Annotated in this window: 42 protein-coding genes; 4 read left to right on the forward strand and 38 right to left on the reverse strand. The window is 42.2% G+C overall.

The window, feature by feature from the left end; translation table 11 throughout:
• Nucleotides 1-38: 38 nt before the first annotated feature.
• Complete coding sequence (locus tag MHH89_RS30810) at nt 39-245, reverse strand: helix-turn-helix domain-containing protein (protein ID WP_341088842.1); 207 nt, start codon at nt 243-245, stop codon at nt 39-41.
• Nucleotides 246-537: 292 nt separating this feature from the next.
• Here MHH89_RS30810 and MHH89_RS30815 point away from each other — a divergent pair, with 292 nt between their 5' ends.
• On the forward strand, nt 538-756 hold the full coding sequence (locus tag MHH89_RS30815) for a helix-turn-helix domain-containing protein (RefSeq protein ID WP_341088843.1): 219 nt from the start codon (nt 538-540) through the stop codon (nt 754-756).
• A 224-nt stretch (nt 757-980) separates the two neighbouring features.
• Here the strand turns inward: MHH89_RS30815 and MHH89_RS30820 are convergent, their stop codons facing one another.
• The 7 genes from MHH89_RS30820 to MHH89_RS30850 form a co-directional block, all read right to left on the reverse strand.
• Nucleotides 981-1,361, reverse strand: coding sequence for a LytTR family transcriptional regulator DNA-binding domain-containing protein (locus MHH89_RS30820; protein ID WP_341088845.1), 381 nt, complete (start codon nt 1,359-1,361; stop codon nt 981-983).
• 12 nt (nt 1,362-1,373) lie between these two features.
• A complete protein-coding gene (locus MHH89_RS30825) occupies nt 1,374-1,511 on the reverse strand; it encodes a hypothetical protein (protein ID WP_341088846.1) in 138 nt (45 codons plus the stop codon).
• Nucleotides 1,504-1,989 (reverse strand): accessory gene regulator B family protein, encoded by a 486-nt coding sequence (locus tag MHH89_RS30830; RefSeq protein ID WP_341088847.1) that lies wholly within the window; start codon nt 1,987-1,989, stop codon nt 1,504-1,506. The genes MHH89_RS30825 and MHH89_RS30830 overlap by 8 nt, the downstream gene beginning before the upstream one ends.
• Nucleotides 1,982-2,644: a hypothetical protein gene (locus MHH89_RS30835; protein WP_341088848.1), complete on the reverse strand. Its 663-nt coding sequence runs from the start codon at nt 2,642-2,644 to the stop codon at nt 1,982-1,984. Before MHH89_RS30835 ends, MHH89_RS30830 begins: the two co-directional genes overlap by 8 nt.
• 108 nt (nt 2,645-2,752) lie before the next feature.
• Nucleotides 2,753-2,998, reverse strand: coding sequence for a hypothetical protein (locus MHH89_RS30840; protein ID WP_341088849.1), 246 nt, complete (start codon nt 2,996-2,998; stop codon nt 2,753-2,755).
• A 119-nt stretch (nt 2,999-3,117) separates the two neighbouring features.
• Nucleotides 3,118-3,456: a hypothetical protein gene (locus tag MHH89_RS30845; RefSeq protein ID WP_341088850.1), complete on the reverse strand. Its 339-nt coding sequence runs from the start codon at nt 3,454-3,456 to the stop codon at nt 3,118-3,120.
• A gap of 36 nt (nt 3,457-3,492) precedes the next feature.
• Entirely contained in the window at nt 3,493-3,651 is a 159-nt protein-coding gene (locus tag MHH89_RS30850; RefSeq protein ID WP_341088851.1) for a hypothetical protein, read from the reverse strand.
• Nucleotides 3,652-3,798: 147 nt separating this feature from the next.
• Here MHH89_RS30850 and MHH89_RS30855 point away from each other — a divergent pair, with 147 nt between their 5' ends.
• Nucleotides 3,799-4,023 carry a DUF6471 domain-containing protein gene (locus tag MHH89_RS30855; protein ID WP_341088852.1) on the forward strand — a complete coding sequence of 75 codons (225 nt, stop codon included), beginning with the start codon at nt 3,799-3,801 and terminating at the stop codon, nt 4,021-4,023.
• A 2-nt stretch (nt 4,024-4,025) separates the two neighbouring features.
• Nucleotides 4,026-4,301 carry a hypothetical protein gene (locus MHH89_RS30860; protein ID WP_341088853.1) on the forward strand — a complete coding sequence of 92 codons (276 nt, stop codon included), beginning with the start codon at nt 4,026-4,028 and terminating at the stop codon, nt 4,299-4,301.
• A gap of 41 nt (nt 4,302-4,342) precedes the next feature.
• Here MHH89_RS30860 and MHH89_RS30865 read toward each other — a convergent pair whose 3' ends face one another.
• The 7 genes from MHH89_RS30865 to MHH89_RS31415 all read right to left on the reverse strand — a co-directional run bounded on the left by MHH89_RS30865 (nt 4,343) and on the right by MHH89_RS31415 (nt 9,074).
• Nucleotides 4,343-6,712, reverse strand: coding sequence for a hypothetical protein (locus MHH89_RS30865; protein ID WP_341088854.1), 2,370 nt, complete (start codon nt 6,710-6,712; stop codon nt 4,343-4,345).
• Between the two features lie 4 nt (nt 6,713-6,716).
• Nucleotides 6,717-6,947 (reverse strand): hypothetical protein, encoded by a 231-nt coding sequence (locus tag MHH89_RS30870; protein ID WP_076316615.1) that lies wholly within the window; start codon nt 6,945-6,947, stop codon nt 6,717-6,719.
• Between the two features lie 4 nt (nt 6,948-6,951).
• Complete coding sequence (locus MHH89_RS30875; RefSeq protein WP_341088855.1) at nt 6,952-7,377, reverse strand: hypothetical protein; 426 nt, start codon at nt 7,375-7,377, stop codon at nt 6,952-6,954.
• A gap of 5 nt (nt 7,378-7,382) precedes the next feature.
• On the reverse strand, nt 7,383-7,667 hold the full coding sequence (locus MHH89_RS30880) for a hypothetical protein (protein WP_341088856.1): 285 nt from the start codon (nt 7,665-7,667) through the stop codon (nt 7,383-7,385).
• A 513-nt stretch (nt 7,668-8,180) separates the two neighbouring features.
• Nucleotides 8,181-8,516: a YolD-like family protein gene (locus tag MHH89_RS30885; protein ID WP_341088857.1), complete on the reverse strand. Its 336-nt coding sequence runs from the start codon at nt 8,514-8,516 to the stop codon at nt 8,181-8,183.
• 11 nt (nt 8,517-8,527) lie between these two features.
• Entirely contained in the window at nt 8,528-8,836 is a 309-nt protein-coding gene (locus MHH89_RS30890; RefSeq protein ID WP_076316620.1) for a hypothetical protein, read from the reverse strand.
• Nucleotides 8,826-9,074, reverse strand: a complete 249-nt coding sequence (locus tag MHH89_RS31415; protein WP_076316621.1) for a LexA family protein — start codon at nt 9,072-9,074, stop codon at nt 8,826-8,828. Before MHH89_RS31415 ends, MHH89_RS30890 begins: the two co-directional genes overlap by 11 nt.
• 149 nt (nt 9,075-9,223) lie before the next feature.
• Here MHH89_RS31415 and MHH89_RS30895 point away from each other — a divergent pair, with 149 nt between their 5' ends.
• A complete protein-coding gene (locus tag MHH89_RS30895; RefSeq protein ID WP_341088858.1) occupies nt 9,224-10,087 on the forward strand; it encodes an ATP-dependent DNA ligase in 864 nt (287 codons plus the stop codon).
• A gap of 36 nt (nt 10,088-10,123) precedes the next feature.
• On the opposite strand, the gene MHH89_RS30900 is transcribed toward MHH89_RS30895, so the two are convergent.
• The 23 genes from MHH89_RS30900 to MHH89_RS31010 form a co-directional block, all read right to left on the reverse strand.
• Nucleotides 10,124-10,342 carry a hypothetical protein gene (locus MHH89_RS30900; RefSeq protein WP_340391916.1) on the reverse strand — a complete coding sequence of 73 codons (219 nt, stop codon included), beginning with the start codon at nt 10,340-10,342 and terminating at the stop codon, nt 10,124-10,126.
• Nucleotides 10,343-10,440: 98 nt separating this feature from the next.
• Entirely contained in the window at nt 10,441-10,719 is a 279-nt protein-coding gene (locus MHH89_RS30905) for a holin (protein ID WP_341088859.1), read from the reverse strand.
• 3 nt (nt 10,720-10,722) lie between these two features.
• Nucleotides 10,723-11,577: a M15 family metallopeptidase gene (locus MHH89_RS30910; protein WP_341088860.1), complete on the reverse strand. Its 855-nt coding sequence runs from the start codon at nt 11,575-11,577 to the stop codon at nt 10,723-10,725.
• Nucleotides 11,577-11,978: a hypothetical protein gene (locus tag MHH89_RS30915; RefSeq protein WP_076273758.1), complete on the reverse strand. Its 402-nt coding sequence runs from the start codon at nt 11,976-11,978 to the stop codon at nt 11,577-11,579. The genes MHH89_RS30910 and MHH89_RS30915 overlap by 1 nt, the downstream gene beginning before the upstream one ends.
• Nucleotides 11,979-12,059: 81 nt before the next feature.
• Complete coding sequence (locus MHH89_RS30920) at nt 12,060-12,191, reverse strand: XkdX family protein (protein WP_339189829.1); 132 nt, start codon at nt 12,189-12,191, stop codon at nt 12,060-12,062.
• Nucleotides 12,192-12,677: an XkdW family protein gene (locus tag MHH89_RS30925; protein ID WP_341088861.1), complete on the reverse strand. Its 486-nt coding sequence runs from the start codon at nt 12,675-12,677 to the stop codon at nt 12,192-12,194. It abuts the gene before it with no gap.
• Nucleotides 12,678-12,691: 14 nt separating this feature from the next.
• Complete coding sequence (locus MHH89_RS30930) at nt 12,692-14,284, reverse strand: hypothetical protein (RefSeq protein ID WP_341088862.1); 1,593 nt, start codon at nt 14,282-14,284, stop codon at nt 12,692-12,694.
• Between the two features lie 11 nt (nt 14,285-14,295).
• Nucleotides 14,296-14,904, reverse strand: coding sequence for a putative phage tail protein (locus MHH89_RS30935; RefSeq protein WP_340034043.1), 609 nt, complete (start codon nt 14,902-14,904; stop codon nt 14,296-14,298).
• 3 nt (nt 14,905-14,907) lie between these two features.
• Nucleotides 14,908-15,246, reverse strand: coding sequence for a hyaluronate lyase N-terminal domain-containing protein (locus tag MHH89_RS30940; RefSeq protein ID WP_340034042.1), 339 nt, complete (start codon nt 15,244-15,246; stop codon nt 14,908-14,910).
• Between the two features lie 11 nt (nt 15,247-15,257).
• Nucleotides 15,258-16,280: a DUF2793 domain-containing protein gene (locus tag MHH89_RS30945; RefSeq protein ID WP_341088863.1), complete on the reverse strand. Its 1,023-nt coding sequence runs from the start codon at nt 16,278-16,280 to the stop codon at nt 15,258-15,260.
• A gap of 1 nt (nt 16,281) precedes the next feature.
• Nucleotides 16,282-16,695, reverse strand: coding sequence for a phosphoglucomutase (locus tag MHH89_RS30950; RefSeq protein WP_076144332.1), 414 nt, complete (start codon nt 16,693-16,695; stop codon nt 16,282-16,284).
• A 1-nt stretch (nt 16,696) separates the two neighbouring features.
• Complete coding sequence (locus MHH89_RS30955; protein WP_341088864.1) at nt 16,697-17,761, reverse strand: baseplate J/gp47 family protein; 1,065 nt, start codon at nt 17,759-17,761, stop codon at nt 16,697-16,699.
• Nucleotides 17,748-18,161, reverse strand: coding sequence for a DUF2634 domain-containing protein (locus MHH89_RS30960; protein WP_341088865.1), 414 nt, complete (start codon nt 18,159-18,161; stop codon nt 17,748-17,750). The genes MHH89_RS30955 and MHH89_RS30960 overlap by 14 nt, the downstream gene beginning before the upstream one ends.
• Complete coding sequence (locus MHH89_RS30965) at nt 18,158-18,451, reverse strand: DUF2577 domain-containing protein (RefSeq protein WP_076138688.1); 294 nt, start codon at nt 18,449-18,451, stop codon at nt 18,158-18,160. Before MHH89_RS30965 ends, MHH89_RS30960 begins: the two co-directional genes overlap by 4 nt.
• Nucleotides 18,452-18,453: 2 nt before the next feature.
• Complete coding sequence (locus MHH89_RS30970) at nt 18,454-19,419, reverse strand: XkdQ/YqbQ family protein (protein WP_341088866.1); 966 nt, start codon at nt 19,417-19,419, stop codon at nt 18,454-18,456.
• A 6-nt stretch (nt 19,420-19,425) separates the two neighbouring features.
• Nucleotides 19,426-20,124, reverse strand: a complete 699-nt coding sequence (locus MHH89_RS30975; RefSeq protein ID WP_339246903.1) for a LysM peptidoglycan-binding domain-containing protein — start codon at nt 20,122-20,124, stop codon at nt 19,426-19,428.
• Between the two features lie 13 nt (nt 20,125-20,137).
• A complete protein-coding gene (locus tag MHH89_RS30980) occupies nt 20,138-22,570 on the reverse strand; it encodes a tape measure protein (protein WP_341088867.1) in 2,433 nt (810 codons plus the stop codon).
• A 57-nt stretch (nt 22,571-22,627) separates the two neighbouring features.
• Nucleotides 22,628-23,182: a hypothetical protein gene (locus MHH89_RS30985; protein ID WP_341088868.1), complete on the reverse strand. Its 555-nt coding sequence runs from the start codon at nt 23,180-23,182 to the stop codon at nt 22,628-22,630.
• A 255-nt stretch (nt 23,183-23,437) separates the two neighbouring features.
• The gene (locus MHH89_RS30990) at nt 23,438-23,860 is read right to left on the reverse strand and encodes a phage tail assembly chaperone (RefSeq protein ID WP_339189810.1); all 423 of its coding nucleotides are present in this window, start codon (nt 23,858-23,860) and stop codon (nt 23,438-23,440) included.
• Between the two features lie 26 nt (nt 23,861-23,886).
• Nucleotides 23,887-24,348, reverse strand: coding sequence for a phage tail tube protein (locus MHH89_RS30995; RefSeq protein ID WP_341088869.1), 462 nt, complete (start codon nt 24,346-24,348; stop codon nt 23,887-23,889).
• The gene (locus MHH89_RS31000; RefSeq protein ID WP_341088870.1) at nt 24,349-25,665 is read right to left on the reverse strand and encodes a phage tail sheath family protein; all 1,317 of its coding nucleotides are present in this window, start codon (nt 25,663-25,665) and stop codon (nt 24,349-24,351) included.
• A 3-nt stretch (nt 25,666-25,668) separates the two neighbouring features.
• Nucleotides 25,669-25,863, reverse strand: coding sequence for a hypothetical protein (locus MHH89_RS31005; RefSeq protein WP_036684228.1), 195 nt, complete (start codon nt 25,861-25,863; stop codon nt 25,669-25,671).
• The gene (locus MHH89_RS31010) at nt 25,860-26,282 is read right to left on the reverse strand and encodes a phage tail terminator family protein (RefSeq protein ID WP_341088871.1); all 423 of its coding nucleotides are present in this window, start codon (nt 26,280-26,282) and stop codon (nt 25,860-25,862) included. Before MHH89_RS31010 ends, MHH89_RS31005 begins: the two co-directional genes overlap by 4 nt.
• Nucleotide 26,283 lies beyond the last annotated feature (1 nt).

A 26,283-nucleotide genomic window follows, 5' to 3' on the forward strand; every position in this document is an offset into this window, starting at 1 on the left:
TCACCTATTATACATTGAGGTTTGTTTATTTGAACGCCCTAGATATCCATTGTATTCCACATAATCAGGCTAGTGGGTAAATTATATAACTCGGATAGTTTAATTGCTTTATGTATGGAAACTTCCGAGGGTGTACTCTCCGCCATTAACAACTCATCCTCAGTAATCCCCATTACCAAAGCTGACTCTTTCACTGAATAACCAGCTTTTTCACGCGCTTCATTTAGGCTGTATTTATTTTTCATCTGAATTATCTCCTTATTAAGTGCTAGCCATAACGCAATGATTTTTAAGATAGCTTTTGTGCAAATCATAACGTCTTTTTCTTGTCAATAAAAATTCACCGTACAATTCCCTATAATCAATCGACTTAAGATGTGATACAGTAAAGATAGAAATTTAGTTAAGCTTTTCTTTTTAAGGATTTGCCCTGGCCGGCAGGTCCTTATTTTTTTGTTTCGAATGCGTTAAAAACTACATCATGTTATAATTTCATTGTTATTAAATTCCACCTCATTTCTGCAAGGAGATAACGTTGTGGTTAAGCTCTCCCGTGGGAGATGCCGACTAAGATATTTACTAGCAAGGACCAAGATTACACAAGCAGAGTTATCAAGGAGAACTGGATACTCTAAGCAACAGATATCAAACTGGGTTAATAACCGTGAACTCATGTCGTTTGAAGCTGCTGCAACTCTTGCTTATGTACTCAAATGCCAAATAGAAGAATTGTATGAGCTAGTAATTAATCATTGAGCCGGTCGGCTCTTCCCGGGAGAAAGTATAGACATAACTATACTACATGTTTTCCTGTATAGCCTTAAAAGACAATTAGAGTACTGATTCACTCTTTATATCCCTATTTTACCATTCATAATGCATGAAAATTGTCGATACTTGCTGTCGAATCCGTATTTCGTACCCGGGTACGAAATTTCTTGACAAAATTATAATTTGGTGTATAGAAAAAGACACAATCATTATGATTGCGTCTTTTTTATTAAACTTTCAATTATATCTAACTTTTTTTTGTTATCCGCGATTGGCACAGGTTCCACTCCGTCTCCAAAATGCGCAATATATACACCAAATCTTCCTTGTTCAATGCTTTTAATTTCATTAACATTGACCAATAGTCCGCTGTCTAATTGCACGAACCCTTCTGACCTAAACGCATGTTTGGTGGAATCATAGGTTCTTGTGTGGCCGTACTTGCCTTGTCTAGTATTGAACAACGGGGCATATAGTTTTCTTCTAGCCTCAAAACTATTTATGTAACAAAGCCCCTCAAGCGAGTATATCCCATGATTTCCAGTCTCTTTTCCATCGACAACTTCAGTACCAATTATATGAATGCTCATTGTTCCGCACCACTACAAAAGTTCTTTCGGTAGTTTTTGAGAACCGATGAACACTTTCAATGTTGTAGCGCCTGTCTTTTCTCTTGCAACAGATTTTCTAGCGCTTCTTTCCAAACCTTCAGTCATTTTTTTAGCCAATTTCTTAATCATACTCTGGTCCCTCCTTTCTTTCTATAATCAGTGCTGTTTGAACGATAAAAACTATCGTTAAAACCGGAGATTGTATAAATAAGTTAGCTACCACTAATGCCAAAGAAGCTAATTTTATAGGCAGTTCCTTTTTGGAATACAATAACAGCAATGAGACTGTTAACCATGTTAATAATACCATATATCCATTACTTATGGATAGTATTGGGGCAATAGTAAATAAAGAAACAGATACTATTGTACATGCTGTAAGTGGCAAGTGACGGCCACCGCTAAATTTTCGCAGGGCTGCAAAGCCAAACATACCTAAACAAGATTCCCAAAAGTGATTTGTTATTGCTCCGATCCCTGCTGTCAAAATGATAATTGAGTATAAATTTAGTTTTCGAGCAATTTCATAAGACATAATATTTACATTCGATTCAGGCACAATTGAATTTAGCTTCATTGATATTTTTCTTGCAGTATATTCAATCAATGGTTAAGTCCCTCCTATTTGAAAAGTAGTATGACAATCCGAAACTAATTATCGCTGAAGGAAAAACTAGCAATTCATTAACGTTTAGTAATAGCACTAAAGATAAAGCCACTACAATTAATGTTGTTGCAACTGCAATATTTAACCCCAGATGCTTCGAGTAATCATTTTTTATCAAAAATTCATGAGGTGGAATCGGGATAAACGAAAATCCATAACCAAACAGTTTCATGAACGTGGCTATCACTAAAGTTATTGCTATAGAAGTAATCTGAAATAGTTGTACCTCTACACCCTGTGAGTGGAATATAAAAGTTTGTTTGGCACCATCAACAGCCATGAACGCAAGCAATACTGCTAACTGCACTAAAATGTAAGCGTTCAGCCCTGCACCAGTAACTAGCGCGGCATAAAATAACTTCAGCTTCATTGCTAATCTAAAAAATGCTATTAGAAACGCAGCTAGTATAGCTAGATCTAGCCAAGGAAGCCCGATTAATATCCGGACGAAATATGAAATTGTAGAAGAAGCAAGACAGAATCCGAGAATAGGAAATATGTATCTTTTAAGTGGCAAACGATACAATTTCAAAGATAAAACAAGTACTGCAAAGACGTCCGCTAAACCAATTAAGATGTAAACAACAGCTGACACAAGCAACACCGCCTGAATTTATTTTATTTCACCAGATTAATTATATAATTGAAGTAAGTTGATCGCATAGAACTATTTTCCAATGCAGGCGGTGCGCCTGACCTAGAATTATAGATCGTATTCAGCCCATCCTTTAGGTAAATCCTCCTTCTTTACTCCTTCTAAATGTTCAGATTCAACAAGAACTAACAACGGTTCTTGAATATCGATTTTAGCCCCCTCAACTTCTAGTGATCCATCGAAAGACTTAAACTTCCCTTTCTTCGTTACATATCCAATACGTCCACCATGCCCACTTGAATGGCCTACTGCGATCCTTACCGACATCCCAACTTTTAGATCCTCTTGTTTCATACTTCGTCACCTTCCAGATTAAGTGAGAGCGCGCGCTGCTCTCAAATGGCGGATTCCGCGACCATCCCGGCATATATAACCGGTAGGTTTCGACCAGCTCCGCAGCCAGTCCAAGGCGCTTAGCGCTCATCAGGCGGTGTTAATACGCTTCTTAGCTCTTCTCCTATCCACTTTGCTTTCGTTGCAATGATCAGCATTTCGGCTGTGTTAATCGATGTAAAATGAACTTCTCCATCAAGTGGGCTTCCTCCAGTTGTTAAATAGGTCTTATAAATGGCAACTTCAAATCCGTACTGGATAAACACCCGATAATCTGTCATAACAATAAGTTTATCTTTGAACGGTGTAGTTTCCCATTTTTGAACAGAGATAATATCACCCGGAAGATTCTGTAGCATTTGTTCAACCCGATCTTGTAGAATCTGAGGACAATCAGTTAACAATATCTCTTCTCTCATTTTTCTTGTTCCTCCTTTAAATGGGCTGTAGCCCCGTTATTGCTCACAACGTTTGTTCGCTAGAGCTTCTGCTCCTCGTTGCGTCTTACGACTGCCAACAAGCTTAAATCCACTACCGTTTGATTCATTGTGTTTTACAGCTGCTTCGTCTTCGCATATGATCACATCTGTTTTATTTTCTATCACATAGTACATTCTCTTATCCCTCCTACGAATGCGCTTTGGCTCAATTTCTAAACTCTACAGTTTAATAATAAATCAAATAATTAAATTAGTCAATATAAAAATAAACTGTTTGATTTAAAAGTTTACTGTATAGTATAATTCTAGTGAGGTGTTGAAATGGAAGTTAAAAATGAAATAAAGGCAAATATTACAAAAAACGGCTGGAGCATGACAGAAGTTGTGAATGCTCTCAATGAAAAATACGGGCGATCCGACACTGTTCAAAATCTTAGTAATAAAATGAGAAAAGGGACTCTCCGGTATTCCGAAGCTATGGAGATAGCAGAGGTAATTGGCTGTGAAATTGTATGGGAGAAAAATAAAGAATCGCGGAGGGAATAGCTGTGGAAAAGACAATTGAAGAGTGGAAACACTCTCTAATGACAAAAAGCCTTAAATACGCTCCAAAGGATGCTGATCAACTCGGTGCTCGCATGTGTGTAGAAATTGGGATGCTAATACAAGCTAATAAAATGGGCAAGTCAGCTTTAACTGAAACTGAACTCCTTGGTGAAATCGAGAAAATGTATGAAGCCTACTATTATCTCCAACCTGTGTATTTCGGGTTTGATGATTGCCCGGAATTATGGTTTGCGAAGCATGGTGAAAAACAGCAGTGAATAAACAAACCCCCGCCAGTATTATCACTGACGGGGTATTCTCATTGTATGGGCTTAGGTAGAGTAGTAATGAATCTGGCATAACCATTTTTATTCTTAAGAAGGTTCAAACTGCGAAAGCGTGGAAGTCGTAGAAGGTCTTCTAATTCAAACGGTGATAATTCATCCTTTAGCTCATTGAAGTTTTTCTTATCACATCCGCTTATGAGCATATAGGAAGTATTAGCACTTCTAAGCTCTTCACGGATATATTTCAGTTGGTTTAAATAATGACAACTAATAATGGGTTTAGCTGCAAACTTAGCCAATCGGCTGAGCTTTTCGGTCAAGAACTTTTCTGTATTTTGAACCTGATACAATTCATCAAATACAATATTCACTTTTGTAAGCTTACTGCGCTCTGGGATATGCTGCCCACGTACCTGGAGAGCCAACCAAAGCTTTGTAATCCAATACGTTGTGTATACATCACGTTCACCGTCAGTACTAAACATAGTTTCTGGCATCCGAATGGTAATCAATTGGTTCTTTTGCAGCTCCTTAGCTAAATCGATATTTCCAGCCGTCGATTTTTTAAGCATCATTTCCATGTAAGTATTAGCTTTAAGTTTATTTAAACGATCAATTACACCAGTGATAAGATGTTCTTTTGTTCCGATCAGCTGCGAAATTGATGTAGTTACCCCATCCTCTTTAAGCTTTATATCCTTGTATTCATCTAGTTCACAAAGGCTGCTGATATACTCAGTAAGGTTTTCTTGCTGTTGTCTCGGGACCTTATCAATAAACACATGACGTGCCGTATGATCCTGCAGGACGCTGAATACATCCCGTATACTACCTGATGACACAAAGACTACAAGGGCTGCACTGGTTAGGTATCGCTCCATCTTGGCGCTGAGGCGCGTATCATCGGCGTTAATACTATTAATAAGTGTCATGAGCTGTGTAGTCTGCTTTTTAGCATTGTCATACTGGACAAAGGGATCCGTGCTAGTTCCTACTTCGTTGTATCCTAATCCCTGTAATGTCTTTACATCGCCACAATTAATCGTAAGTGTTTTATGTCCTGGAAATGCAGCAGATACTTCACTGCTCAATTCACAGTTTTTAATGTAATCAAAAATGACTACACATTCACCAGCTTCAATCGCGTCTTTACTCATGTTTCCGATCAATGCCGATTTTCCGGCGCGTGTTGGCCCGATCAAAACAAGAGTTAAATTTTTATACTCACTGTCATTACTGATATAAGCCGCTTGCTCTTTTCCTCTATATAGATTGGCTCCAATCCTAATAACGCCTTCCTGTAAATCCTCTGGTACTTGCGTTTCTTGAGTCTCGACCTTATCTATAAAATCATATCGTTCCAAAATATCACGCCCAGCAAGCGCGATAAAATTCTGGAGTTCTTCGTCACTCATCTTATTTACGGCAGCTCCACGAAAAGAAAAATCATTATACTGTGATTTACTCCTGAGTAATCGAGAAGCAAGCTCATTGTCTCCACTAACAGCATCGAAACTCTGTGTAAGACTTCGCCCATTATTCCTCTGACGTAAACCATTTTTGCTCTCACTCATTACTATTATTTGTGTATTAAGAATTGCTGCTGTTGCCTTTTGTTCTGTGCTAGAGCTAATCTTTTCGCCCCCATTCAGACGAAGTAGGAGCCCATCAAACAGGTTCTCACTTGCAGCCTTACGTTCACCCCCTATCAGCTCACTAACTTCTCCAGCGATACCAGCAAGCATTGATACTGCCATTCGTAGTAAGTACCCAACCCCAACTTTATTACGATCTACTGGCATCCCTCGTCGAACTTTATCTATTGTTGCTTTATATGTGCTACGCCAGCTAAATTGAGAGGTTGGCATAAGGTTAAATAGTATTCCTGCTCGATCTCCATCCTCTAACGCTTCAATTACATTTAGTGATGAGTTAAGCCAATCATTATTCCTGCGATCAACATTGAGGCTAAGAGCATCTTCTTTCTTATAACTCAAATGATACTTTGCAGCTCCACATTCAAATTCAGGCAGTTCAGCAACTTCCTCGATCGTAACACCTTGCCAAGCATCACCCATCTTTTCTTTAATCAACCCTAAGTGCTGGCGAGGTATAATAAAGTAAAACTCCACCTTTTGTTTTTCTACATAAATAAAATACGTCACCTTAGCAGGCAAGGAATATGACACTGAGACTGGCACGGATAATCGTTGACCTAGCACACGTATAACCCTTTCTTCTTCCATCCGGACTGACTCAAAAACATTCTTATACAGGGATCCTATAACCCGGGCCAGCTTGTGAGTGTTATTATTTCGAATACTGTTGCTAGGCTTCAGCCGCAAGTACACATATTCTGGTTTGATTATTCGCATGGCTTCGCTAAACTTGATAGCCTTCATACGATCACCCCACTAGATACTTAATTAGCGTGTAACCAACAACTAATAGACTGGTCCATCGTTTCCCCTTTTCCCAACCGGCCACATATAAAATAATAGACAAGCCCCCACCAACCAACGCGATGGAATATGAAAGATCGACCGCTACATCCTTTAATCCACTAAGAGCCCCTAGCACAATCTCCTTCACTGCTTCCCGTGAATGCTCCTTCAGTCCATCTATAAACGGATTCATATCCTCACGCTCCCATATCAGCGAATACAACATCTACCTGCTTTAATCCCCACGGTAGCGCCCATAGTACAACGTATACAAGTAAATATCCCAAGAAATTTTTCTTAGCTGATTGAACATCACCTTGAATCGCACTCTGAATTGTATCGATGCCACCTTTCATAACAATTATCCATTTCCCAACGTTGAGTAGTTTCTTATACAATTTGTCGGCTACTGCATCTATACCGGTGGCAGCGTGAGAAGTAGCCGGTAATCCTATGAGTAGCAACAATGTTATTCCTGCAACCTTGATAAGTGTTTCTTTTTTCATAACGGATTTAGTGACCTTTTCGTGGATATCATCCAAATCAATGAATATGAAAGGCTCATGCAGTTGCTTTTTCTCAATGAAAAACTCATCCCAATTTACTGTTTTCACCTTGGACATGTTAATCATCTCCTATTAGGGATGTATACAGCAGGTTTACTTACTACTGGCTTGCTTCTAGTGTCGGCAGTTATCCATGGCAATGCCCTATCGGGCACAATAAGAGGCCTATCAGGAACTACTAATGGTCTCTCAGTAACCGTTGAACTTTTAGTGGTCTTAATCCCTAACATCAACCGCAATCCATCCCTGGACAGGCTGCTTACTGTTTTCTTATCCATGTCTTTAACAGCCTCTTTTATATCTGCGTCGAGATCCTTCCGAAGTCTAAATGTAATTGGATCGTTCATCTTGTTTACCTCCTGTAAACGTTGGTATACAAGAGCTTATGGCAATGGATTTGTCCAATATGTTCATTTTTTTATTCCAAAAGGTTTATTTTTCTGAACAGTTGTCCATGCTAATAAAAAATTAAAAGGGCGTGGTGTAATGTTCGGACTGGGAAAGCCAAGGTCTAAGTTAGGCAAATGGATAGATCGACGCGGAATTAAACAAGAATGGATTACTCAAGTGGGAGGAGTTTCGAAGGGTACGGTTGTAAAACTGTGTAATGAAAAGGATTACGTTCCGAGTGGAAGTACTATGAAGAAAGTAATAAAGGCCCTTCGAGAGGTTGATGCCTCTGTCCGGGCCGATCAATTTTGGGATTTGTAGACACTATGTACACATTGGGGATAGATCCATGCCCTTAACTTTTGCTTCCGCTTCCTTGCGGCTTGCCGCTGCGGTTCTCAGCGAAAGTTTATTTATACTGTATACCTATGTATTAATGGGGCTTGATATGCCCCTAATGATTCGCATTATTAGAGTTCAGCAGAAATAATATCCGTTAACTTTATCCAGTCCCAATCATCACTATGACGGAATTTAATCTGTTTGAGCTGTTGGTCTACTCTCGTCACTATTCCATGTATTTGCATATCCTCATACTCTTTAAACACCGTTAATGTGATCGGGCTGCAATCTTCTAATGATTGAGCTAACACCTGTGAGATCTCCACTAATGCTTGGGGATCTAAATCAGGTTTTTTACGTGTCTCTTCATTCAACGCATCGTCTAGTATCCTTGCCTTATGTTCTGGCATAATCATACGACTGCCTTCCCATAGTCCATTTCCTTCTAGTTTTTTTCTAGCCATGTAAAGTCCTCCTAGTGCATCGTCCAGTAATCAATATTACCGCCATCCATACCCCATTGTATCTCCTGTGATGCTATCTGACGCTTTTTAAAACGTGAGTCAGGACGTTCCCATCCTTCAATTATAACCGCCGTCTCAGGCGGCGTGTTTGGATTCCACTCAATATAATTTTCCTCAACCAGTTCTTTCAGAGCTGCCTTTATTGGTACTGGCATACGTCCACTAAGGCGTTCCAACTCCGGTAGACTTGGCATATGTGCATGATGATTTGCTGAGTGGGTCATGATCATAAGCAGTTTCCGGGCAGTATCACTTAACATGTCGAATCACCCTCAGCGCTCTTGGAGAACTCTCTTTTCGTTCTAAATACCCTTTCTCCTCCAACCCCTGAATGTACCTGAAAGCTGTAGATTTTGAGGACAGCCCCATTTCATCAGCAATTTCTTGCACAGTCGGTGAATATTTCAAGCGATCATATAGATTATTGATTGCCTTCAGAGCATCTTTTTCTCTTCTAGTTAATTCACTAATGCTGATCAGCTCCTTTAAGAAATTCAAAGAGATCCAAAAACAAGAACATTTGTTTGTATTATAACCGCATTAGGGAAATTTAAGCAATGGGAAAAAGAGACAGCATGCCTCATGATCCAAGACTTACCTGCCCTCTTATGTCATTCAAAAGATTATAATTATGGAGAGGTGAAACTATGTTTATATCCCCAATGCTGTTGCAAACGGCTCACGGGCCATTTAGTCACAGTGATTATATATTTGAACCTAAGATAGATGGCCATCGACTTATTTATTCCCAAGAGTCCGGTAAAATTCGGTTATATACAAGACACGATAACGAATGTACTCTGCAATACCCTGAACTTCATCTACCCTTTACGGACGATGTAATCCTAGATGGAGAAGTTGCTTGTGTTGATCCGATGACTGGTGTATCCGATTTTGAATCTATTATGAGCCGATTTCAGACGAGGCGAGCAGATAAGATAGTACAACTCACAGGGACTCTCCCCGCGTATTATGCCATCTTTGATATATTGATGTACAAAGGCAAGGATCTGCGCGGGTTGCCCTTGATGAGCCGTAAGGATATACTGGCGGGGTTAACTCTGCCATCTAATAGCTTTGGAGTAGTACCTCATGTGGAAGGTGCTGGAGAGGCGTTATTTGAACAGATCGAAACTCGTGGTATGGAAGGCGTAGTAGGTAAACGTAAAAACAGCATATACGAGACTGGCCGCCGCTCTCACGCATGGCAAAAGGTCATCAATTGGACTTATGCAGAAGTATTTATTACAGGTTATCGCAAACAGGAATTTGGGTGGCTGGCTGCTGTTCCATCCGGTACGTCCGGAAAGCTACGTCCAGCAGGAATCATTGAACTCGGCGCGTCACCGATCCATAAGCAGGCATTTAGAGGCGTTGCCCAGCAACTTGTAAAAGGCGAGGATAAGGATTTTGTACATCTTGAACCAAGATTACGAGCAAAGGTAAGAATGAGGAACTGGACCAAATCTGGCATGCTTCGAAGCCCGGTATTTACGGAGTTCATCGTATAAGCAAAAATAGGCCAGTCGGGCTTGTACCTGACTGGTCTATTTTATTTCTGCTCTAAATTCAAATCGTCCCCGAACAAAATGAGCACCAGCGAGCTTAATTGAATCCGGGGTATACCTCTCTACAATTCCACCATAATCCATAAGATGACCTATTGGATCTGGGTCCATCCTAAACCATACGGATACCTTTGATTGGGCTAAGGCTGCTGTCAAAAATTCCGCATCACTCTCTAAGACTTTGTATGTAGCGCTCAAGTAATCACTCCCAAACAACAAAATACCCCACCAGCGATGGCAGGGTACGGTGCTTCCGTTGCTTTTATTTTAACGGAATATGGGGTAATCTGTAAATCTTATTCTTTAGTTGTCCCTGATCTATTACTAAACGCCAGCTCAAATAATCCCGTTGCTGATAGTCCCGCTAGGCCGCCCGCCCATAATCTAAGCACTAAGCCTAACTCTGTAAACGGATAAGCAGCTGCGCCGATCAACAGGCCGATGACTAATCCAATCAAGGGCAATATATTTTTAGGCACGTTAAACGAAGTCTTTACAAACTGCACTCCTGCCAACACAAAAACGGCGATCACCGAAGCGAACGCCAGTACATCCGTTAAGTTTTGATTATCCATACTTTACTTGTCCCCCTTTTGTTGTGCTGCCAGCCCAAGCCGATAAAGAATTGTAATTATCCGCGCTTCCGAATATGTTGCTGATCCCGGTGTATCAATCACTGGCTTGCCATTGAGGACGGACGGCGTACATGCAAAAGCCTCTAAAGCCTCCTTGGACCATACAGGAGGGTTGGTATTTGTCAATTCCAACAGTATAGTGCTCAGTTCCTTAATCTCCGCAGCCTGCTTAAGAGACTGTTCTTTAAGAACATCTTTGCTATTGGTCAAGCCTGTTACGACTTTCGATAGTTCCTTCACTTGTTCTTCAAGTTCTGCAATTCTACTCATATCTTCTTCCTCCCCTTTTAGTCGATCTATAATAGCCGTTGCTTTTGCCATAGCTGTTTCTGATGGTTTGCTACCAGCTCTAAGCTGAGTAAGAGTTAAGCCAAAGACCATTTGGAAATGAGGGTAATCCTTAAATGTTGTCCAGTCACCGCCCCAATCAAAGCCGAGCTTCTTAGCCTCTTCCACTACTTCAATCCAGTCTTTAATGTTGTTTCCGTTGTAGTCTCGGTTCATATCCCATGACACACTGGACCCGTTCGGCAGTAATAAGGCAAAATCTACAGCGAGTCCAAAATTGTGATAGCTATATCCACCTCGGGCATTGGTGACGATTACTCCTGGATTTGAGCGCCCTTGCTCGTATAAAGCGTTTTGCTCAGCTATTGTCCGCAACCCCTGAGTTATCAAGATAGGAACTCCCCGAGAGTAACAGTGTTCAATTAAAACTGTTGCAGCAGCCATTACTACCGGGTGCAATCCTATCAATCTCGTAGATGATTTACTTTTCACTTGATCTAAGGTTAACATTACGCCCCTCCTTTAAATAAAAAAGCAATAATAGCGAAGATAGTACCGGCCAGAACGTATTTAAGTAGATCGATAAACACTTTCCGTTCGCTCTTACTATCCGTTTGCGATTGTTGTAATAACTGAAACACACGAGAATCCAATGTGTCCCACCGCCGCATAATCTCGTTGAATTGGATCTTCATTTCGATTGTAGATTCTTTGATTTGTTTTACATCTTCCTCATGTCTAGACTGCTTCTCTTTTAGCAATCGCAGTTCAGTGCTAAATGTGGCATGTTCTGCGCCGAAGCGCATCAACTCGTCGGACATTCCGGACAAACGATTTTCAACATCATCCATACGATTCTCCAAGGCTACACCTCCGGTCCCTCCTCCTGAATTGACTCCCCCAACTGACATAAAACAACTCCCCTCTCTATCTATTGATCAATATAAAAAACAGCCCCCGGATCAGATCCGAGGGCAAAATAAAAACGCCTACTACTCGGCGTTGGCTGTAATCTCTGTAGCTTGTTCGGCAGTGATTTTTTTCGCTGTGACAAATACCTGTACCTGCTCTCCCGTATACAACCCTGCGTCAAAGTATCGCTTAACCAGTGCGTACCAGTTCATTTATAGCACACCTCCTTCCACGAGGCTCAGGAGTAAGGCTGCCTGATCTTGTTCCGCTTGATCTTGCCTAGCTTGCGTCTGCACTAGCTCCAGTAATAAAGCAGCATTATCAGCGCGTAGTTGCTCGATCTCCGTCAACTCCGGCGGCTTATTAGCTTCGGCTTCCTGGTAGGCTGTCCAAGCTGCTTGAAGTTCGGCTTCAGTCGGTTGTGGCGCATCCAGATTCCACATTGCAATATGTGGACCTCTCTCAACTAGGTCGTAATCCTCGCCCTCGGTAAGCAGATTATAGTCGATGCCGTAACGGTAATGTATGCCCTCTATGGGTTCCTCTCCCTCGTCCGGCTGCTTGATCTCATACCGGACACGGCCTTTGTCTTCGGCTCCCGGGCGCAACACTGGCTCTGGTCCGTTGTCCTGCACTACAAAATCCCGCATTGGGTCAGCGTTAGAATACAGGTACATAATTGCTGTTGGTATATTCATCGGATTGCCTCCCTTTATGCAATTTGTGTGATTGCGAATAAACTAGATGCGACTAATGTAGCGGCTTGAGTTGATATTGCAAATATTTCAACATAGTCACCAGCGGCTAGTTTCAACTGAATAGCACCGTTAACAACTCCGGTAGCGCCCGTTAGTTGTGTTCCATTGTACAGTTGTCCGGTATCTACATTATTAAGATAAACGGATACATTTACCGGATTGTTTGTGGCTGGATTGGGAAATGCAATTGTAGTGGTAATAAGGTATATTCCTAATTTTTTCGCAGTAAATCTACTTGATACAAACTCACCAAGATGGTCATAGTTTAAACCTGGAAATAATACTTTTGTCGTTACACCAGCACTAAGTGATTGTAGTTGACCCGTGGTTTGAAACGCGCCAACTGTACTCCTGCTGTTCATTGTATTATCTCCCCATGGGTTAAGAACTCCACTTGACAGCACCAAGCCAGTTGCAGCGCCATTGCCATTTGTTGACGAGGGTTGTGTACCGCTTTGTGTAATTAATCCAGCACCTTGATAGACATACAACCCATAAGTATTTCCAGAGCCAGAGTTGGAATCACTATGAATTCGCGATCCATCAGCAGATAAAATAGCTTGACCTTTGTTGGATATCGCACAACCTTTTACTCTAACGGTTGATGCCGAAGCATCTACCCCCGATGCGGTCGGAGCCGATGCTATCAGATTACAATAGGAAATTTCAACATAAACGGATTTTGATATAGATACTCCGTTTGTATTTGAAGCATTACAATTAAGACCATTCAGCGCAGTGCGTGTGCTGTTGTTAATAATTGCAATTGCTTGTACGGTGCGGGATGAAGATGCCACGGTATCACCCTGTATTGTTATAGATCCACCACCGGAAAAACCGCTAAGACTTATAATCTCCGAATATGTTCCCGCCGCGACGTTAACAGTAACAGCGTGATTTACAATTTGTGGAATAAAACTAATAGCCTTTGTAATCGTCTTAAAAGCCCCTGCTGCTGTATTGGCAAGACCATTATTACTATCACTACCATCTGTACGGACATAGTAGGTAATGTCTGCTGTTGTTTGTTGCGGTGTAGTATCTAAATTGGGTTTACCGTTCCAGTTAGACTTTTCTGTGTCAGTCGCAAATCTATGAGTAGCATCCTCAGTAATCATAGTTGCTGGATGATTTGCTGGATGAACATAGTTATTTGCTCCTGTGGCGATTCCATCGAGCTTTATTTTGTCAGTTGCCCGCATCAACCCGTCACTTTGCGGTGCTGCTGAAACAAGAGTATTCGGTGCTTTTCCATTCCATGCTGCCTTTTCAGCATCAGTTACAAATCGATTACTTGCATCTTGCGCGATTATAGATGGTGGGTGAGTTGCCGGGTGAGTATAGTTCGTTGCTCCTGTTGCGATACCCGCCAGCTTTGTTTTCTCAGCTGCTGTGTAATCATTGGTAGATAACTGTTTACCTGTGACCTTATCAACCTTGTTATTAACAGTCGTATCTAAGATATCCATATTTCCGTTCAAATCGGCAATATCAACGATATCTGTCCCCTCGGGCTTCTTTAAGCCCAAATTCCCTGTGGTTTGCATGTGTCACTCTCCTATCCAAAAGTTCTTAAGTCGTTCCACGTTCCAGCGTTGGCATTATTCCAAGTTATAGCTTTAAGCGAATCCCAATATGTGTACGTATAAGCAAACTCATAGGCCAAGTGTGCCGGCTTGATTTCATCCAGTATCTGAATTAGCCCAGCCATATTCGGTGGAATGCCTAGAATGCCTATGAATCGGACGATAAATCGATATTCCCCTGGAACTTCTTCTACCGATACTTCCCCACCAGCAAAAGCCGATGCTGTTCGTTGAATCATTTCAGGTGTCGTTGTGCCTGTGCCTCGTCTTTTAGCTTTGACCATTTCACGTCTACTGACATAAGACTTTGATGGATCCGAGCTTAATCCAAGTTCAGCCTCCCAACGCGCAAGGCTCCATGTTGCAGTTTCAACATATGCCTGATCTAGCACCTCTTGAACCCTCGTAGTTAAGCCATATATTTCAATGCCTAATGATTGCTGCAGTTCTTCTATTTCTTGAACACCCTTGTAATATGCCGGTAGGTATTTCATAAGATCAACCGTATTTACATCGTCTATATCCTCTAATTCATTAGCCGTGAAAAGAAGAGTGCTATATAAAGATTCTCCATAGCTCAAACATCACACCCCCTTTAATTGATTCCATGTTACGGGACCCTTACTCATATATTCGGAGTGCATATGTGTTGAAGGTGGATACGTTGCTGGTTTCCCAGCTACACCGGACCAAAGGACTGTATCGGCGTTGGCTGCATAATCCACTTTCCCGTCATTGTTAGTATCATAGATACTTTTAAGCATATCTCCTGAGCTTTGAGCAGCCACCAGCAAGACATTGCCATTTGCTGTACCAATATAGAGTTTGCTTGTATCAGTACAATAGCCAAGTTCACCGATAGCTAGTGTTCCGATGGCACTTTCCAAACCTCGTCGGATCTGGATCATTACTTTTCTAGCCATTGCCTCGCCTCCTAGAACGTGCCCCCATCGATCGTAGCGACCGTAAGTTTATTGCCATTAGCTGAATCGTAGACGATGCTGGAACTATCAATATTAGCCTCAATCCCTGTCGCATTCACAACAATACCTTTGCCTGCCTTGGCTGCAACGGTTGTAGAATCTACAACAACCCCGTTCCCGGCTCCAACCGTCAATGTAACGGAATCTGATTGACCACCGCCAGTTAGTCCGTTGCCCGCTGTGATCGTCTGTAGGGCTCCACCAGTCCTAACCCATGCCGTTCCATTCCAGCTGTAAATTTTTTGTTCGTCATCCACATAAGCAGTCCATCCTACAGCAGGGGTATAGTAAGCCCAGGCTCCAGACTGATACTCTGCTATCTGGTTTGTCTTACCTGCCCATGCCCCTGTCGCTGATGCTGGAATAATATAACGGTCGGCTTCTGCTGGGCTTGCCGGTGGGGCTAATAAATGTTGGTCTTTTACAGATGCTTGTGGTTCGATATTATGTTTTGCTAATTCGATTTCATTTTTGATTTTTTGTGCGGACCAGATGTCGGTAATGGCTGTACCTGAATCATTAATGACTCGGTGTTTAGCTATATCATCAATATGGCTTTTAATCTCAGCTGCAGTTTTAGTATTCGTGCCATCTGACACCTTATTGATATGTCCTGCACTAACATCCGCCTTTAATATCTTTGCATAAGTAGCGCCATCCGCTATATTGTCAAGCGACCCTGTTAAATCACTGAGCGTTTGGGCGTTCACTCGCCTCCAAGCTGCCCCATCATCAAAATAAAGATATCCACTATTTGCCCCACTCGTTACGTAAAACAAACGTCCAACAGATGCGGCCACCGGACGAGAAGCCTCTGCACCTGACAATGCTCGCCCAACCATTGAGTTTGTTGTACCGTCTCCGATATATATTTCTTTCGTATCTGTACAAAAGCCCATTTCGCCAACAAGCAATGCACCATACGTGCTAAGTTGAGCTTTAGTACCACGTTTTATTTGTATCGTCTGTGCCATCTTATACCCCTCTCGTAAATGAACCACCGTCTATAAGTCCACTCGATTTATACCGCTCTACCTCTGTTTGTGTGGCTGTTACAGACTTTTGTAGCACATTAATATCGTCAGCCTCTACCGTGTCCCCTGGTGTTTCATAGGTTACGTAAACTTCAGCAGCTCCACTAAATATCTTAATTAACCTGCGCCATGGTGTATCACTCGGAATGGTTAACGTCCAGTTTGTCAATTTATCACCCGTCAATTTACTACCACTATAGACTTGGACAGTAGCGTTATTGATATTATCGTGATTCAGTAACCCCTCATAAACGCCTGCTACAAGTGTTATCCGTTCCTCAATGACATAATTGTTTCCCGTTGGGTTTTTATTCAACTTCTCCTGAAATACATCAACTTTACTCGGGTAGGCCATGTTACACCCCCAATTCCACAATACCGATCAATGGCACCTCTTCTTCCGCAAGAACAATGTTCCCAGCAGCTCCATTAAGTAGCAACTCAAGATAATCAATAACACCGTCAGTCCCTAAAAGGATTGATCCAATTACGGCCTGACTTACATAAGTAGATACAAAAGACGCTGACTTACGCCAAGTCTCCAATCGCTCCAAAAAGGAATTCTTTACACCCTGCAAGCTATAACCAGGCGCTAAAGTTACCTTAGCTGATATATTGATCGTCTTACCGATTGCTGAAGTAACTGTGGCTACTGCCCCAATAGGTGCTTGTCCTTCACCTTTCCCAGCAGCTGGATCAATATAGTCTTGTACTTGATTCACAAGAACGCTTGAGGCTGGGGCACCTTCTGTATTTACAATCACAACTTTTACGGTCTTCGGACCTGACCATAATGGGAATACACGAGCGCCGCCCACTCCGGAAACTTCAAGAGCCCATTCAATATAATGATATTTATTCCCGCTGGTTGCTGGCCGTCTGGCAGAATCGAGGTACCGCTGCCGTAATGCATCATCTGTCTCTCTATCAGACCCAGGGATAAGTAACTCCGTCAATTCAGCCCTTGCTAGATTATTAATAAAATCGATAGGAATTAAGGCTCCGAAGTGCTGATTACCCGTAACTCCTTCAACCTCTGCCTCAAGGCGATACTCCCCTAATGAGAGTCGAGAGATTACTTTATAGTTGATTGCACCAATAGCGAAGCGACTACCAACTGGAATATCCATTAAGGTGTTAGAAGCATTATAAAAAAGCCCTCTTAATTGGGCTTTTGTTGCCTTCTTGCGGGTAACACCAGACCACGCAATCGATCGATCCAGATAATCACCACTAGCTGTATCAGCAAATATTAAATTTGCGTTGATATCCAACTCGACATACATCTGAGCTAATTCCATTGCTGCTGGAGCCATAGCATCATAAATAATGCTACCTTCTCGCTTGTCCAGCCCATCTGGTACCCGGTCTAACATCCGTTCTAAGATCGTTTCAAACGTTTGATTTTCATACACCGCCATTCACCTCCAATCGGTCTGTATAGTTTCCATAATCACTCTCTACGTCAAACAAGACGAGTACCTCATCGCCATCATAGTTAAATCTAAAGTTGGTTACGGAAACGATACGATCATCCTGAAGTAATGCTTCCCTAGTCCAGCGTTCCACTTCGGTTTCAAACACCGCCCGACCCCGCACCGCTCCAACATCTGCCTCACTACCGTAATTGTCACTGTAAATCAGGTTTTCAAATCGGATTGTCGAGAGTATTTTTATAACTGCCTGTTTTACGGCATCCAATCCATCCACTACCACGGATCCTATACGTCCATTTACAAGGTCTAATTTATAAGTAAGACTTGGTTGGGGTGTATCCTCCATATCCTCATTCAGCAGCACGTTATCGCTCTGTGGTATCAAACACTCACCACCCTATCCATGATTACGTAGCGTTGACCACCCTGCATGCGGATAAGTAAAAGTTTATCTCCAGTAGCTAACGGCTTACGAATTACGTATTCTTGGATTCCTATTGTTATTTTCTGTTCAGATAAGGTTTCCGGAACAATTAAAAAATCCTCCGTAAGTGAAAGCCGATTATCGACCAACACTACAAGAGGATTAATTTTTTCTACAATTCCTAGCTGTACCAGAACTGGACCAGCAGCATTCACCGCTTCAGTGGCAGCGCGTTTTATCGCATCTATCATGATCACACCAACCTTAGCTCTAAGTCCATGGTATGCACTCCGCCTTCTTTCTTATGAGTACATTCATCGACTAGGAAGAATTTATTTATGTTCATTTCGTTGATATATAGATTAACGTAGCATCCTGCACGCATCCGGTAATCTCCAAGGGCCTCTATACTAAGCGTCCGCTTCTCTCGATTTTTCATAAACAGTTGCTGAGTTAGTTGCTCAGTAATTTGAGCCTGATTCAGATTCTCATCTACTGACTCGTAGAGTTGTAGCATTCCCCACTTAGCAATGCTGGCGCTATCCTTGGTAACGTAAGTTTCCCGCTTACCAGTCTCCTTGTTGTCTCTGTACAATACAATTTGATTATATGTCTCATCGTCAATGTTGCGGCTGTAAGAATAATCCGTCATGAGTGAATCATCACCCACCACAAAAGGAAAGCGCATATTTGAAGCATTACGTATCGTCAAGCTCCCAAAATCGTCAAAGAATACGAAGTTGGTCCCGTAGTTAATCAGAGTCTCATCTAACGCCATGCAGATCATATCGATAAACGTTTTATCGTCGCGGATCTGGGAAGGAATAATGTATTTTGTATCTTCCAGCGTTCCGGTCTTGAGCTGCATGTCTTGAGCGATCTTTTGAACTACCTGGGTTGCTGTCTGTTTCGTAAATACATAAGTTCCGCTATTCATCAGATACCGGATCTGATCATAAGCAAGGATGCTTATTTCTTCCGTCTTACCAGTTTCTATACTGAAAATATATCCATAGAAAACCTTATGTCCCTCATCTGTGTACCTAACCACATCGCCATTATTCAGTTGGAATTTTTTATCTTGCCATGGGCCATGGTCTACAAGGGTGAATTCCAAGGATGCCGCCTTACCTATACGGATCGTCTTCCAAGATATATCAGTAACGATGCTGGAAACATCCCAGACGGCGCCATTTTTATTATCGATCAATAATTCCATGTATCATCACCCCGGTAGCTTCAGAACAGAGCCGATTTTGAGTGTCTTCAGCTGCGCATCTGTTAAGCCGTTTAACTTCTGAATTTCTTTCCACCGGCTACCGTCACCGAGTTCTCTTTTAGCTATCTTCATCAGGGTGTCCCCGGATTTGATGGTAACCGTTTTAGACTTGGTACGTTCATCTGCGCGTTTCGCTGGCTCTTTCTTAGTGGTGGTGGTGGTTGTACCAGCTGGTGTTGTATTTGTCTTCAACGTCACCTTTTTAGCGGCGTAAAATACATACTCCTTCAGGCTGATTTCATATTCAAAATCGCCCGGGCTCCCGGCAACCTCTTTATAATTAAATTCTTCGATACTGGCAGCAATATTTATTTTGAGACCTGTTGACGTAAAAATAAACCGGATCGGCTTGCGCTTGTTCATCCAGGTTTCAATTAATTGGATGTAGTCCGCAGGTTGCCCCCAGTTTTTTGATGATACATAGCTTGGTACAGTACCACCGACTGCGATAGCCGGAAAAAAACTACTAAAGCTAATCTCTTTCAGCTTAGCGGCCTTGATTACATTAATTTCACCAAGATCCGTTATATCATAAGTCTCTCCGTCACCTTCCCCGCCGATCTCTATTTCTTCCGGAAGGACGGGGATTTCAAACCATATTGCGCGGTTGTTAAAACTCAGTTCGATGCTGTAGTCATTAGCCACGCTATCGCCTCCTTTAGCTATAGAGACCCTTTGCAGTACTAGCTATATCTTCGTTAAGTTTAGTTTCAATCTTCTTAACAATGGAATCGACATTAGCCTCATTGGTTACTGGTCCTGTCTTGACCTGAATAGTCGGTGTCAATGTCACAAAGTTTTGAATGTTCTTCATTTCCGCGACATCGCGCATAATCTTCAGGTCTTCTTTAGAGATATCAATAGGCTTCTCTACTTTGCCGACCTTATCGACTTTTTTTAACTTATCAGTTTTTGGAGCTGCAGCAGCTGCGGCACCACCACCACCAGCAGCAGCAAATCCCATGCCCACTTCTTTCCCCGCATTTTCTAATTTTTTTTGTTTGTCAGCTGCGGCTGTGGATTCCTCTTCTCGTTTCTTTGCACGATCATCCAGCATTTTCTGAGTTTTCGCTTCACGTTCCTTCGCCTTAGCAGCTGCATCAGCGTAGGCTTGGTCTTTCTTGGCTCCTGCGTATTCTAATGCACCATCGGCGATTTTCTCAAAACTGAAGCTACCGGCCACCTCATACGATGATCCTGTGATCTTATTAATAAGCCAGAGCACATCATTGATTCCATCGATAATGCCATTTATGACGGTATCATAAATCTTCCCAACACTACTAGCCCACCACTTAAATGCTTTAAAAATCGCTTCGACTACTGTCCAAAAATAAGCAGGGACAGTTGAAAAGAAATTTAATATCCCATTCCAAGCTCTTTCCCATCCTGCTGCAAACTCATCATTAGTTTTATAAAGTTGCCATATCCATGCTATGAGGCCGACGATCAGAGAAACAATTAAAATTATTACGTTAGCCTTCATGGCGGCGTTAAGGGTTGCCCATGCTGCTCTTAAACCAAAAACGGCTAAAGTTTGTAAGAAAACTGCAGCTGTTCCTGTTCCTGTAGCTAAAGCATTGAGCCCCTGATTAATGGCCACAGCTAAGGTAGCTACTTTCCATGCTACAAAAGCAGCTACTATCCCCCACACTATAGGTTCAATTGATGACCAATTGCTGGAGAAAAAATCATACACGCTTGCAGCTTCTTGACCTAAATAAACAACCGCATCGACAGCAGCAGAAATTCCATCACTAAGTCCACTTAAAAATTGATCCCCTGCACTCGTATCCAACCATGCCGTAAAATCTTGGACCATTTTTGTTATTTTAGCTAAAGGTCCTTCAACTCCATTAATTGTTCCTACCCATTCAGCCACTCTATTCTGTAAGATTGTGGTTGCAGAACCAAATGTCATCGGCATCTGAGCAAACATTTTATCGATTTTATCACTTTGCTTTTGAAATGCTTTAACGATCATTGCCGATGTTAACTCACCATCAGCCCCCATTTGCTTGAGTTGTCCACGAGCCACACCCAACCCCTCTGCAAGCAGAGTCATCATTGCCGGTGCGTTTTCTGAGAGAGAACGCAGTTCATCCCCTTGTAAGACACCAGACCCGAGCGCTTGCCCCATCTGGAGTATCGCTGCTGTTGTTTCCTGTGCTCCTGCCCCGGAAAGGACCAAACTTTTATTAAAGCTCTTTGTGAAAGCAATAATATCATCATCATTTTTAAAGATACCTTGAGTGCTCATACCAAGTTTAGTTACCAAATCAGCAGTAGCTTGGTAATTGGATCGAGTCTCATTTGCGGCAGCCATAACTTGCTTTTGAAGTTGGTATTGGGTTCTTAGACCATCGTTAACCATACCGAGACGCGCATTAGTTAATGCTACATCGTCAGATATTTCAAGTATGCTTTTTGCGGCAGCAATTGAAAGATAAGCTGCAACTACGTTTTTGAGACTACCGAGCCAATTTGATGTGTTTTTCGTTGCTTTATTAATTTGTCCGTTTACTCTAGACTGTAGGTCGGCAATTTGCCGTTCTAGCCTAGCGATACGTTCTAGAGCTCTTTGCAGTTCACCAGCATCTGCACTTCGTGTTCTCAATTGTCGCGTTGATCTAATGAGTTGAGATACTAGGCGTTGAAGGTTTGTAAACATAGCCTCCAACGACCGAGGCAACTCAATTCGAATCCGTGCAACAACGCTACTTAACTCAGATTCTATTTGTCTTTTAATAATAGCAATTTGCGAGGAAATATCAGCAGCGTCGATTCTTATTTTAATTGCCGACTCTTCATCACCTAACCGCTGCCTAATCAGCGCTAATTGTTGTAATACTTCTGTTGAGTTAATGTTTATTCGTACTAGGCTACCTGTTCCTAGAGCTGCAATCTGCTGTTTAATCATATCTAAACCACTAATTACATCAAAGGCACTAATTCGAATCGTCATCGGATTACGTATTTGAGCTTCTAATCTCGCCATTAGTTGGATCGTCGCTGCAAGAGCAGTATTCACCTGACCCAATCGCTGACTAAAAGCATCATTAAGCGCTAAGCTTGTAGCAATACTTGGCATATGCTTCCTCCTTCCTGAACAAATAAAAGAGCACCCCGTTTGGAGTGCCCCCTAGAATTATAATTGAACTGTCTGCTTAGGATTATCAATAATGATCGGTCTCAGCTTGTTTGCTATTTTTTGTGCTCCAAAAGGATTATTACCTCCATCGAACATTAGGGCAGTTAATTCACCTGCTACGTTAGTGTAATTAATGATGAGGTAGTATGTGTTTGTTTTCTTTTCTTTGCTAGTTGCTCTGGCTCCAACTACCAGACCGATTGGTCCGAACAACAACCCACCTGCTATTCCTTTAGCGGCACTTGATTTAACGATATTCGCTATTTCAGTATCCGTCTTGACTTCTGTCGCACGAATTTGAGTTGCATCAATTTTAAAGTCTGTCCCACCACCATTGATGACAAGTCCCGTATCAGTAACAGATACTTGGCATTGAGTTTTTTCCAAAAGTGGTAATCCTTCGACGTGATGCAACAACACCTGTGCAGAAATTTTGTTTTCTCTCATTTGTTTTTTGGCTTTCTGCCGCCCCTTTATGGATATGACTATTAGATATATCAACAGAAACAAAAGTAAAAAAAGTGCTCCCATGGCTATTAATGCACCTGTCACTAAGTACACCATCCCTTCAAAATCATGAAAAATATACCATCAATATATCAAATGTTCCATTAATGGTCTATTACTTTTTACGTGATTTTGATTTTGTTTTTGCTGCATCCTTCTTATCTTTGTCAATTCGAACAGATATCATGGCATATATAGCTGCTCGTTCTAGCTGTCCCATCGCCATAAGGTCATGCGGTAAAATGTGAAGTTCATGGAGGGCGTAGTAAGCTAAGTTAGCCTCACCATCACCCTCCTCTATTAGTTTTTTACTTCTGCAATTTGATCATTGATATCCTGATCGAAGCCATTGAGCGCTTGGACTTTTTCCATTAAGGATGAAAACTCGCCAGGAAGCAGCATTTTACGAATTAGTGGCTCAGCACCCATAACGCCGTAAGACTTCTGCAAATCCGCATTTTTCAAATCTGGGTATGCAACAGAGGCCACAACCATTTTTGCCAAATACTCATTGGTATCAACTTCAGAAGTGTATTGTCCATATTTTGCCTTAGAGCGCTTGGTAGCCGCTTTCCGTAGTGCTTGATTATCTTCTTCCGTGATACTACGCAACTTCCACGGAATTACCTTGTTATCCTTATCTTTAAATCTAGGAGAGACCACGAAATCCTCTGTAGTCTCCACCGCTGCGTTTTGTGCGTAGAATGCTGAAAAATCGCTCATATTATTAATTCCTCCTGAATTTTATTTTAATTGGCTGGTGGGTTAAATGCTTGACCCATATCAATATCCTCAAAGGTAAAATCGATATCCTCTTCTAGTGCATCAGATTCTGTATCCAGTGATACCATAACTACACTATCAAGGTTCACACCTAGTAGAGTAATTGTTTGAGACCCAATGGTAGATCCCGGATCTTCATTAGTTACCGTAATATCAAAGTTGGTATCTCTACCCGTTTTGATATAATCGATCATCAACTGGCGGAAACGACTTGTTACATAATAGATCGTCATGCTGCCGGTACCCGACCATCCAGTAGTTTTATGCTGAACACCCCGGCGGCCTAATGTTTTAACTTCAGCCTTTTCCTTCTCTACGGAAGCTTCTAGCGTTTTGATATAAAACATTTCCTCAACCTGGCCGTTAATTGTGGCGTAAGCCCGCCCCTCTTGTCCGCTAATCGTGTCATTCGCCTTTAAAAACGACATTTATCTCACCTGCACTTTCATATATACTTTTTCGATACTATCTACTGGTTGAATATTGGCTTCCACGTAGATGGCATCTGAGTCAATACCAGGAAGTACCGTGATATCCGTCTGGGCATCAAAGTTTTCAATGGCATCAATACTCTGTAGGTTATCCAGATAGATCACAGCCTCTTTACGAAACAGAGCTCGGCCATCAACATTGTTTGATACCTTACCGATGTAAAATGATTCAAAGATACGCTTCATATCATTCGCAATACCATCCAGCACACGGAGCACACGGTTTTTTTGAAGTTGTTTTCCCTTCTTTGGGGTGTAAGAGAGGAACGTATTAATATCCTGTTCTATCACAGCCCGATTAACGGAAGGGGTAAAGACAAATTCTCCGGCTTTCAGAGCTGCTTCAATTTGTGTACTTGTATACCTTGGCGCCACATCTACAGCATCGTCGTATGCCGAATAAGTAAGAGACTCATTCATCTCAGCTGCTGCCGAAGCACCTGCTACCCAAGCAGTAGCCTGGGCTGCTGTAAGTATGGTCCCGTCTGAAAGTACCACGCCATTCTTGACGCTGATTACACCTTCGAAATCGGCTACAGGGTAGTTCTCAAGTGCTGCCTGTACCTTTTTACCTTCTGACTCTCTCAAGCGCCGTACAAAGGCAGCATATACCGCTTTGAGTGCATTGTCCGTGGATGTCAGTGCCACTGTCTGGAAATCGTACAGCTCTAGTGCAGCTAGATATGCAGTATGATCTGCATTAGTCACAGTGCCGTTTGCTCCACCAATCAAAGGAGCTCCTGCATTTGCTGTTAGTGTGCCGGTCCCGCTCCATACAATCCAGTCATTCGGGATGAGCCCCGCAATATTAGCGACTACCTGTGTGTCCACTACTGCGTTATCCAGCAGTGTTTTTACATCAAACTTGCTACTATCATCAATGTTGGTTTGTACGATAACCTTCAGCGCATTACCTCGAATGCCACCATATCTTGCTGTAGCTACCAAGGTCCCAACTGTGACCGTTGACTTTGTTCCGTCATTGAGTTTGTACAGCAACACTGTCCGAGCTCTTTTAAGCGCCTCACGCACCAACAACAGCTCTGGGGCTGTAATGTCATAGCCAAGCGCTTTGAATGTATCCTCACCAGCTATAATCGGTGTGATGACCTTAGCCGCTCCCCATGGAAGCGTCAGCGCTAGAGAGGTTATTCCCCTACTACCAACCGTACCCAATGCCCCACCAGACGTTTCCACGTTAATATATACACCGGGTCTTACTTTATTTTGAGTGGTCCATGTTCCACCGGCCATAATCTACTCAGCCTCCTTATTCTTAAAATCATCGATCACTTGTTGCGCCTCAAAAGCTGTATACAGTTTTTCTGGCTCCAGCAGCGCCGATAGGACGTCTTTGTCTTGATATGAATACTTAGCAGAGGCTAAGAACTGCTCCTTGGTAAAGGACCCCTCAATCGGTGTCTCAGCTGCCTTAATGCTTTTCTCACTCACTTAATACCGCCTCCTTGCTTCATAGTCTGCATTTTAATATCCGGTGCTTTATCCCGGATCAGGTGAACATTGTACTCAACGAAGAAATGCAATACTCCATCCACTATTTCATGCCTCATACCTGTTCCCCGGTAAAGCCCATCATGCCCAGTTACATATTCCAACTCGGAATACAATTGTTCAGATATTAGCTCGCATTCTTCTCGGGGAGTCGCTGATTCCTGTTGCGGGAAGTAATGAACGTCAAAGGGATTGAAACGTTGATAGCGCCGGTTAACCCCTCGGACCTGACTACTTTCCAATAACAGCACAAAAAAGCACGGCTGCTGCATGCCCTGCTTCACTGCTTCGTCATAAACTGGATACTCCGGAGTAAATAACGATATCTTTTTTATGAGTGCGTTTTTTATATCCTGCATA

This window comes from Paenibacillus sp. FSL H7-0323 (assembly GCF_038002725.1).
Classification (GTDB): domain Bacteria; phylum Bacillota; class Bacilli; order Paenibacillales; family Paenibacillaceae; genus Paenibacillus_AQ; species Paenibacillus_AQ odorifer.